The sequence below is a fragment of the Shewanella sp. 11B5 genome, assembly GCF_002836795.1.
Lineage (GTDB): Bacteria > Pseudomonadota > Gammaproteobacteria > Enterobacterales > Shewanellaceae > Shewanella > Shewanella frigidimarina.
In genome coordinates this window covers 1-1,700 of the sequence record NZ_PJAP01000808.1, presented here as the reverse complement: position 1 = coordinate 1,700, position 1,700 = coordinate 1, and the positions used below count along the sequence as shown (strand labels likewise).

General features: G+C 39.3%; 2 protein-coding genes. Both read left to right on the top strand.

Annotated elements, in window-relative coordinates; translation table 11 throughout:
* On the top strand, positions 1-1,190 hold a 1,190-nt coding region (locus tag CXF78_RS16640; RefSeq protein ID WP_145991517.1), incomplete at its 5' end, for an AMP-binding protein.
* Positions 1,187-1,700: branched-chain amino acid ABC transporter permease (locus CXF78_RS16635; protein WP_145991516.1), on the top strand; the 514-nt coding region annotated here is incomplete at its 3' end. The genes CXF78_RS16640 and CXF78_RS16635, both read left to right, overlap by 4 nt.

The window sequence follows — 1,700 nt, the reverse complement described above, 5'->3', positions numbered from 1 at the left end:
CCCGCCAAATTGTCAACTTTGTTGAAGAGCAAGAAACCTTAATGTCTGACTTACGTGAAATTGGTCCGAGTTTTGTTTTGCTTGCGCCTCGCGTTTGGGAAGGCATATTGGCAGATGTTCAAGCGCGTATGATGGATTCAACCCCGCTTAAAAGAAAACTGTTTAACTATGCTATGAAGTTGGCTAAAGAGAGCCAAGCACAGGGTAAAAAGTCTTGGCTTGCTGATGTCTTATTGATGAAAGCTCTACGCGATAGGTTGGGTTTTTCATTTTTAAAATCCGCTGCTACGGGCGGGGCTGCTATGGGACCTGATACTTTTAGGTTTTTCCAAACTATCGGAGTGCCGTTACGTCAACTTTATGGACAAACTGAAATGTGTGGTGCCTACACAATTCATCATGAAGGTGATGTTGATTACGACAGTGTAGGGGTTGCTTTTGATAATGCCCAAGTAAAAGTCATTAACACTGATGAAGAAGGCGTTGGTGAAATTATTGCTAAAACAGTTGGAATGTTTACAGGCTACTTAAATAACCAAAAAGCGTATGACGAAGATGTTATTGATGGTTGGATGCAAACGGGTGATGCAGGCTACTTTAAACCGTCTGGCCACCTAGTGGTCATTGATCGTATTAAAGATCTTGCTTGCACCAGCAATGGCGTCCAGTACTCACCACAATATATTGAAAATAAATTGAAGTTTTCATCATTTATCGGTGAAGCCGTCATCTTAGGAAAAGATCGTCTGTATCTTTCTGCTCTTATCTGTATTCGCTTTAGCATTGTCGCCAAATGGGCGGAACAACAAGGTTATGCATTCACTAACTACACCAATTTATCTACGCTCCCCCAGGTGTATGAAAAAATGAGTGAAGAGATTGCACGTGTTAATGAATCACTGCCTGAAGCACAAAAAATCCATAAGTTTTTACTACTTTATAAAGAGCTTGATGCCGATGATGGTGAATTAACACGTACACGTAAAGTGAGGCGTGGGGTTATTGCCGATAAATACGGCGATATTATTTCATCTATCTATGAAGGCAAAGAAAAGGTTGATATTGATACCGTTATTGTCTTTCAGGATGGTACTAAAACGCGTATTCAAACAGCGCTTACAGTGGCTTCGCTTTTACCTAATCCCGATACATCAACAAATGAACTCACATCAGAACGGAGAGCATCATGAATTATGAATTATTAATCCAACTGGTTATCAATGGTTTAATTGTTGGCTTGCTGTATGGCGTAGTCGGTATGTGTTTTGTACTGGTTTATAAATCCACTCAAGTGGTTAACTTTGCCCAAGGTGAGTTTCTATTGGTTGGTGCATGGGTTTGTTGGGCAATGCTGATTTACTTGGAATTACCATTTATCGTCGGCTTTTTAGCAACAATGGTATTTATGGCAATATTTGGTATTTTAATCCAAATGATTGTACTAAGGCCGATGATTGGCGAACCCATTATTTCAGTGATTATGGTCACCATTGGGTTATCAATATTTTTCCAAGCGTTAATGAAGTGGATATTCGGTGTGTCTGCACAGAGTTTTCCAAAAGTATTTGAAACTGAAAATATCCAAATTTTTGGTTTGAATATCGAATCAGCTTACTTAATGAGCACAGTGATAGCGTTAATTATCATGGTCGCGTTCTTCTTATTCTTTAAATATTCCAAATATGGTTTAGCGATGCGAG